Raw genomic sequence first — 8,052 nt, forward strand, 5'->3', positions numbered from 1 at the left:
CAGTACGCTGGGCTGATGAGGTCAGAACGGTATCGAATCTAAGTCCTGGTCATCGCCAGGTGCTCCGGGAGGTTCAGGCGTGCGGGGCGCGTCAGGTGAACTGACGGTGCTCGGGGCGCTAGGTGGGTCAGGGGGAAGAAGCCCCGGCTGAATCGCTTGGCGTTGAGCTGGCTTTGGCGGATCTACTTTTACAGGTGCTGCACCAGGTAATGGATCGACCCTGATCGGTTCCTCGGCTACCGGAATGTGGGCTGCAACCAAGGGCGCCTCTTCTCCCGTCACCTCTGTTTGAGATCCAGCGTCAGAATCGCCGTCAACGTCACCACCTTGTTCAGCTTCGACATCGTCAGCGGTGAGATCCTTATAGTCCTCACCCATCATCATTTCGTAATGCGCCAGGTGATTGGCCGCTTTGAAAATCTTGAAGAAAATTTTCATGTAGCTGGCTGCCATCTTGTCGCCAATGGCCACGAACAAATCATCGGGGGAGTAGTGCGACCCGTCGTTGATCCAGCTGATCAAGGACTGGCACTGCACCTTCTCGTGACCGTGGAAACTTTCCAAGAGCTTATCGGTGTCGATGCCACCTAAGATCTTGAAGTAGTTCTCCAAAATCCTGCGCATGGTGTTTTGCAGCGTCAATGTAGGCAGAGGATTCTTACGCAACTCTCCCCACAAGAGCTGGTATGACGTTTTGACAGGGTTGTGCGCGTGACCCTCGACTTTCGAGTGATGATCCGGCTTGCGGACAACCCAGAACGTCTCGTCACCCCACGCCTTGGTGCCACGACGGAGCGGGCTAAAGGTAATTTCCTTGTGGAAATGAACGTTATGGGTCAGAACGAAAATCTGCCGAATAACATTGTTAGCCTGACGCACCTCAGTAAAAATCTGCTTGATCAAGCTGCTGACAATAAAGAGGACATCACTATCAAGGCTGGAGACAGGATCATCGATAACCACGATCCGCTCAGTTGTGACGCCAGATGTCGTAGTGCTGCCCTTTAGCAAATGGTAGAAATACAAGAAGGTAACGAAGGTCTTTTCACCTTCACTCAATGTCTTTCGCGCATCAGTTCCGTCTGACCTGAGGAGCTTATAAGAATTTTCTCCAGGCGCAACCGCCAGCGAGAATCCTCGGAACCCGAAATCTCTGAGCAACTCATTAATGGCTTTTACGGTCGGTTGCACACTGGTGAGAGAAGCTTCGATCGTAGCGATATCAGCATTTGCTTGTAAAATATCGCCCTTGGCCGTCTCTAACGTTTTAGTCAAGCCTTCGATAGCTTTATCAAGACGATCAGTATCAGCCGTGTAGTCTGAAAGCGTCTGCTTCAGCTCAGTTTCAAGCAGGTACTTCCATACTTCCGATGTCAGATTGGATTGTTCAGCGCTGAAACCGGCGACAAGCCGATTATGCTCACTTATCTTTTTGTTGGCATCTGCAATAAGCTTAGTGAGCTTTTCGCCCAGATCACTGAGCGACTCCAACTCAACCGCCAGACTTGGCGAAGATATCTTATTGACAATTCGCTCAACATTAACTTTTATTAGCGCCTCAAGCGCCTTAACCTCTAGACCCAAGACGTCCTTATCTAAATGCTGATAATCATTCTCCAGCAAGTTCTGCGACCGCTCCACGACGTCATTTGCTCTCAAAAAATAAAGCTCACTGAATTCCTTCAGCGCCTTTACATCCGCTTCAAACGTCTCATCGAAATACTGACTTAAATGTGCTTCGAAGTCATGTGAAACAGCCTGCTGACAGAAAGGGCAATGGTCATCACTGTGCTTCAGAAACTTTATACCTTGACGAACCCAATCACTATTACCTAACCGCTCAATGAGGGCAGCCACATCAACATCACCCTTACCAATTATCTTCTTTGCAAGAATCTTGTCAGACTGAAGAGCAATAAGCGATGTCAGATCTATACTGGGCACAGCAACAAGGGCACTTGGCGCATCCCCATAGAGCACCCGCGCCTTCTCACTTAGCTCTTCCAGCTTCAGCAATGGTGCTTTATTGTTCAAGCTCTCCTGGAGCACTCTAGCCTTAAAGCCATCCCGGCTATTGCGAACCCCTTTAAACGCCCCCTGAAAGACTTCATCATGCTTAATCTTTTGATCCCAGCAGCGGGAAACTAGTCTCGCATCCAGCTCTCGACGCTCCGCGTGTTTTCCGCTTACTCCATCTTCGCCATTGAGCTGGAGCAATGTTCTATCTCGCTGCTGCTCAAAGCGCTTACAGTCAACCGTGAGCTTTTCCAGTCGGTCTTTCTGGATCTGATCTGTCTTGCCAAGAGTAAAAACACCCTTGAGGTTCTTGGAGTCGCTGTAATTGTCAGTAATGAAGTCGCTATTATAGACCAAAGCAGGGACAGGGATATTATTCTTCCAGCGCACCGTACAGTCCGCTGATATCCCAGGATCAGCAATCAGACGGCTAATGGTTGTTTTACCCGCACCGTTTGCTCCGTATATGACGTTAACCGCTTTGAGTTCGGTTAGGTTTTCCGGAGTATCAGGGCTGTAAGTTGCAATCTTTTTGAGGCTGATAGACTCGATCATCTCTCTCGCGTCCATGAGAAGCAGCGATGCGTATGCCGCTGCTTGGCTGATGGGAAAGGGTTGGCAGACCCGTAACCGATCGCGTGTGCCCCTCGGGGCTTCTCTGGCCAGGGAGGGTTAAATGATGGCGATAGGCCCGCATCAGCGTAGGCGGTTTTCGAGAATCTGCTAGGAGACGGACTGACTGTTGGGCTGAGCGGGTGGGATAGGAGGGAGTCGATTTTGGCGCATTGAGCTGTAAGCTAGCTCAATGAAGTGATGTAAACCATGAGCCCTAAAAAGGGCCCTGGATTTACAAAATTACGAGCTTCAGGGGTGTAAACGCTTGCAGGGGTCGCTGATGGAGCAAATTTTTCGGGGATTCCAGGGGAGCGAGCTGGGCCTGCCCCGTGACAACGGACGCCAAGAAGCTGGCTACAGAGCCAACTGCCTTAAGCCTTTTGCGTATTCGTTCGGTGAACGGTAACCCAGTGCTGAATGCAGTCGACAGCTGTTGTAAAACCCATGGATGTAGCTGGCAATTGCCAGGTGAGCCTGTTTCTTGGTGGGGTAGACCGCGCAGGCTTCCTCCCTCTTCAATGTAGCGAAGAAACTTTCAGCTACGGCGTTATCCCAGCAGTTTCCTCTCCGACTCATGCTTTGCGCGAAGCCCTTGGCCAACGCGAGACGAAACCTGCTGCTCGCGTACTGACGCCCTTGATCGGAGTGGAAAATTACTCCATAGGCCCCCAGGCATGCGTTCCAGGCGTTTATAAAAGCGCGCTCGACCAAGTCGTCAGGCATCCTCTCCGCCAGGCTGTAACCCAGCACCTGGCGGGTTTGGATGCTCAGTACCACTGCCAGATAAAGCCAGCCCTCTTTCGTAGCGATGTAAGTGATATCGCTGACCCAGGCTGGGGTGGAGCTTTGAACGGAGAACTGACGATCCAATAGATTGCTCGCCACTGGCAGCGCATGGTGACTGTCGGTGGTGCACGGTCTGAAACCGCCCTTGGATCGGCCCTGTATGTGTTCTTCATGCATCAGCCGGTCAATGCGCTTATGACCTACCGCATAGGCCTGCTGCCGTAGTGCCTCGACTAGCCGTGGTCGGCCATAGGTCTTGCGGCTAGCCGCGTAAACCTTGTGTAGATCGATGCGAATTTGTGCATCCGGATCTGGACGGCCCTGCCGATGCTGATAGTCGTAAAAGCCTGAAACTGAAACGCCCATTACCCGGCACAGCAAACGCACCGGGAACTGAGCACGTTCTTCAGTGACGAAGGCGTATCTCACCTGGACTCTTTGGCAAAGAATACAGCCGCCTTTTTTAGGATTTCACGCTCCAGTTTCAGCTCGGCGTTCTCGGCTCGCAATCGCGCTAACTCGCTGTCCTCTCTGGTGATTGCGCGACGGTCAGGAGAGCTCAACGGCTGGCCATTGCGGGAAGCGTTGACCCAGTTGTCCAGCGTTTTCACAGACATCTCCAGCTGGCGAGCAGCTTCCGTCCTGCCAAGCGTTTCGGACAGCGCAACGGCCTGAATCTTGAACTCATCGGTGTAATTGCGGCGAGTGGTTGGGTACATGACAACCTCCAAGATAGCGATGTAAGTATCGCTTCTTGGCGTCCGTTGTCACGGGGCAGGCCCAAGCATTCGTTTACACACCTCCCCTAGCAGTGGAGAAACACGACGAACCGTTTATCTTGCTGCTGCTCCACGCGGGGCGCTCCAACTTGCATCAGTTACAAAGGCCGGAATTGTACCCCAGCTCAACGCTTGGCGCGCACCTCATCGACCCCACGGTTGGCCAGCTGGTCGGCACGTTCGTTGCCGGGGTGGCCGATATGCCCGCGCACCCACTTCCAGGTCACCTTGTGGCGGTTGACCTGCTCATCCAGCTGCTGCCACAGGTCGGCATTCTTCACCGGCTCCTTGGCCGCGGTTTTCCAGCCGCGCTTCTTCCAGTTGGTCATCCATTCGTTGATGCCCTTCATCACGTACTGCGAGTCGGTGGTCAGCACCACTTCGCATTCGCGTTTCAGCGCCATCAAGCCCTGGATCGCGGCCATCAGCTCCATGCGGTTGTTGGTGGTTTCGCGTTCGCCGCCCCACAGTTCCTTCTCGACGCCCTTGTAGATCATAAGGACGCCCCAGCCGCCAGGGCCAGGGTTGCCCTTGCAGGCACCATCGGTAAACATCTCGACGCTTTCGCTCATGTACCACTCATGTTCAGTGCTTTTCAGTATCCGGGTTGGCCGCCGTGCGGTTGACCTTGGCCAGTGGCAGCGGCAGCAGCTTGCCCATCGGCTCGCGACGCTCCTGTCGCAACGGCCGCAGCCCCACCACCATCTTGCGCGCTACCAGCAGGTATACCCCGCCACCGGAGCTCTGCCAGCCGCCGGCCACCCGTTCCCAACCCGCCAGGCGCTGCTGCCAGGCCGGTGAGGCAAGCGGCGGACGATAGCACCCGAAGCGGCGTTTCTCCAGCGCGAAGCCCAGCAGGTTGAGCCAGTCGCCTACCCGCGACGGCGAGATGCAACGGGCCTTGCGCAAGGCGCCGTGGCTGAAGAAATGGCGCATGCCCCAACTGCTCCAGGGGTTTATCCCGACGATGAGCAGGTGCCCGCCAGGGCGCACCGCGCTGGCCGCCTCGCGCAGCAGGCCGTGGGGCGAAAGGCAGAAATCCAGGCCATGCTGCAGCACCACCACGTCGGCGGCGTGCTCGCTCAGCGGCCATGCCTGCTCTTCGCAGACGATCTCCACCCCCGGCAGCGGCGCGCCGAGGCGCACGTTGCGCTGCACCTGGGGCGCGCTGGGCGGCGGCTCGGCGCAGGGCCCGTAGTGCACAAGGTAACCCCCGAAGAAGCGCCCGAGCTCTTCTTCCAGCAGTTTTTCCTCCTCCTTGAGCATCAGTTGGCCGAGTGGGCCGTTGAACCACTCACGGGCCAGGCTGATCAGCTTGACCCAGTCCGGGTCGGCCTGGGCAAAGGCTTGGTCGGTCATTGCGCTCTCCCTCGAAGGTTCTCGCACCGCGCCATCGCGGATAAGATGCCCTCATGTGCCACGCTAGGCGAATCGGATCCGCACCATGATACAGATCGATGCTCTCCCCGCTTTCTCCGACAACTACATCTGGTTGTTACAGGATACTGCCAAACGCCGCTGCGCGGTGGTCGATCCGGGTGACGCCGGCCCAGTGGAACGCTGGCTGTCGGCCAACCCTGGCTGGGTACTGAGTGACATCCTGGTCACCCACCACCACAACGACCACGTCGGCGGCGTGGAACGGCTCAAGCAACTGACCGGCGCGCGGGTATGCGGCCCGGCCCACGAGCGCATTCCCTGCCGTGACCTGGCGCTGGACGAAGGCGACCAGGTAACCGTGCTGGGCGTGACCTTCCAGGTGCTGGCCGTGCCCGGCCATACCCTGGGGCATATCGCCTTGTTCAGCGACCAGCCGGCAACGCCGGTGCTGTTCAGTGGCGACACGCTGTTCGCCGCCGGCTGCGGGCGCATGTTCGAAGGCACCCCCGAACAGATGCAGCCTGCCCTCGCCCGCCTGGCAGCCCTTCCAGAGCAGACCGAGGTGTACTGCGCCCACGAATACACCCTGAGCAACCTGCGTTTCGCCAAGGCGGTGGAACCTGACAACATGCACGTTCAGCAGCGGTTCGAGGACGTTACCCGTTTGCGCGCCGACAATCGCATCACATTGCCATCAACGATCGGTATGGAGCGCCTGACCAACCCCTTCCTGCGCACCTCTGAAACATTAGTTAAACAAAAAGCAGACGAATGGAAGGGACATTCAAACCCCTCGCATGTCGCTGTTTTTGCTGCCTTGAGGTCTTGGAAGGACACCTTCTGATAACCTCAAGATATATCGCAAGCGATGGTCAAAGGTTGACCAGGCCCGGAGCGGTTTCTAGAATCGCCGAAATTTTTCGCCCGGAAACCTGTGTCAGCCGATGTCTTCCCGTAGCCGCAGAACCTCTCATTCCGTCGCCCTGACGCGCCTGGCCCAAATCAGTGCGCTGGCCCTGGCCGCCACTTTGGTGGGCTGCCAGAGCACCCGTCAGCTCGACGAATCCGATAGCGTTCGCGCGCACAACTACCAGGCGCGGATCAAGCACAAGCCTTCACCGTTGCTGGTCAAGCCGGCCGAACAGGCACCACAGGATGTGTGGGAACGCATGCGCCAGGGCTTTGCGCTGCAGGACAACATCGACGTCAACCCGCGCATCGAGCAGCAGCGCCTGTGGTTCGCCAGCAACCCAAGCTTCATCGAAAGCGCCGGCGAGCGTGGCAGCCTCTACCTGCACTACATCGTCGAGCGCCTCGAAGAACGTGACATGCCGCTGGAGCTGGCCCTGCTGCCAGCCATCGAAAGCGCCTACAACCCGATGGCCTACTCGCGCGCCCATGCCGCGGGCATGTGGCAGTTCATCCCCTCCACCGGCCGTCACTTCAACCTGCGCCAGACCAGCTTCTACGATGGCCGTCGCGACGTGACCGCCTCGACCAACGCCGCACTGGACTACCTCAGCCGCCTGCACGACATGTTCAACGGCGACTGGCTGCTGGCCCTGGCTGCCTACAACGCCGGCGAAGGCACGGTCAGCCGCGCCATCGAGCGCAACGAGCGGCTCGGCCTGCCCACCGACTACTGGAACCTGCCTCTGCCGCAGGAAACCCGTGACTACGTGCCCAAGCTGCTGGCCCTGTCGCAGGTGGTACTCACGCCGGAAGCCTATGGCGTGAACCTGAACCCGATCGCCAACGAACCCTACTTCGAGGCGGTGGCCATCAACGACCGCCTCGACCTGTCGCGGGTAGCGGCCTTCGCCAACATCGACGAAGACGAGCTGATCCAGCTCAACCCGGCATTCAAGAAGCGCATGACCGTGGATGGCCCGCAGCAGCTGCTGGTACCCACCGCCAAGGCACAGCTGCTAAGCGACAGCCTGTCCAACCTCAAGCCCGAGCAACTGGTCAGCCTGCAGCCGAACAAGGCCGTGTTCGCCCGCGCGGTGGCCGAAGCCAAGGCCCCGGTGGCGGCACGCAGCTACCGGGTCAAGCGCGGCGACAATCTGGGCTCAATCGCCAAGGCCAACCGCGTTTCGGTCAAGGACATCAAGCGCTGGAACCGCCTCTCCGGAAACAGCGTTCGCGCTGGCCAGGTCCTGGCCCTGCGCGGTGGCAGCGCGCCGAGCGCCGCTGGCAATCGGGTAGCCGCCTCCGGGCAGCGCTCCACGCAGTACAAGGTACGCAAGGGCGATTCGCTGTATCTGGTGGCCAAGCGCTTCAACGTGGAAATGAAGCACCTCAAACGCTGGAACCCGCGCAGCGGCCATGCCCTGAAGCCAGGCCAGACCCTCACCGTCTACCTCTCGCATTGATGTAGTGCGGGGCCGCTGCGCGCCCCATCGCCGGCAAGCCAGCTCCCACACCGACCGCATCGACTTCAAGTCATGCAGTACCTGTGGGAGCTGGCTTGCCG

General features: G+C 57.7%; 7 protein-coding genes. 2 read left to right on the top strand and 5 right to left on the bottom strand.

Annotated elements, in window-relative coordinates; translation table 11 throughout:
• Positions 1-21 precede the first annotated feature (21 nt).
• The 5 genes from ACK1U9_RS14220 to ACK1U9_RS14240 all read right to left on the bottom strand — a co-directional run bounded on the left by ACK1U9_RS14220 (position 22) and on the right by ACK1U9_RS14240 (position 5,555).
• Positions 22-2,571, bottom strand: a complete 2,550-nt coding sequence (locus ACK1U9_RS14220) for an AAA family ATPase (RefSeq protein WP_449109966.1) — start codon at positions 2,569-2,571, stop codon at positions 22-24.
• Positions 2,572-2,985: 414 nt separating this feature from the next.
• Positions 2,986-3,846, bottom strand: coding sequence for an IS3 family transposase (locus tag ACK1U9_RS14225; RefSeq protein WP_449109967.1), 861 nt, complete (start codon positions 3,844-3,846; stop codon positions 2,986-2,988).
• Complete coding sequence (locus tag ACK1U9_RS14230; protein WP_449109968.1) at positions 3,843-4,136, bottom strand: transposase; 294 nt, start codon at positions 4,134-4,136, stop codon at positions 3,843-3,845. Before ACK1U9_RS14230 ends, ACK1U9_RS14225 begins: the two co-directional genes overlap by 4 nt.
• Before the next feature lie 185 nt (positions 4,137-4,321).
• Complete coding sequence (rnhA, locus tag ACK1U9_RS14235) at positions 4,322-4,768, bottom strand: ribonuclease HI (RefSeq protein ID WP_003261021.1); 447 nt, start codon at positions 4,766-4,768, stop codon at positions 4,322-4,324.
• Positions 4,769-4,781: 13 nt separating this feature from the next.
• Complete coding sequence (locus ACK1U9_RS14240; protein ID WP_025339935.1) at positions 4,782-5,555, bottom strand: class I SAM-dependent methyltransferase; 774 nt, start codon at positions 5,553-5,555, stop codon at positions 4,782-4,784.
• Between the two features lie 85 nt (positions 5,556-5,640).
• Between ACK1U9_RS14240 and gloB the strand changes: the two genes are divergently transcribed.
• Positions 5,641-6,420 carry a hydroxyacylglutathione hydrolase gene (gene gloB / locus ACK1U9_RS14245; RefSeq protein ID WP_196188689.1) on the top strand — a complete coding sequence of 260 codons (780 nt, stop codon included), beginning with the start codon at positions 5,641-5,643 and terminating at the stop codon, positions 6,418-6,420.
• 100 nt (positions 6,421-6,520) lie between these two features.
• Positions 6,521-7,951 carry a transglycosylase SLT domain-containing protein gene (locus tag ACK1U9_RS14250; RefSeq protein ID WP_449109969.1) on the top strand — a complete coding sequence of 477 codons (1,431 nt, stop codon included), beginning with the start codon at positions 6,521-6,523 and terminating at the stop codon, positions 7,949-7,951.
• Positions 7,952-8,052: the final 101 nt, after the last annotated feature.

Source organism: Pseudomonas sp. XP1, from assembly GCF_053557675.1.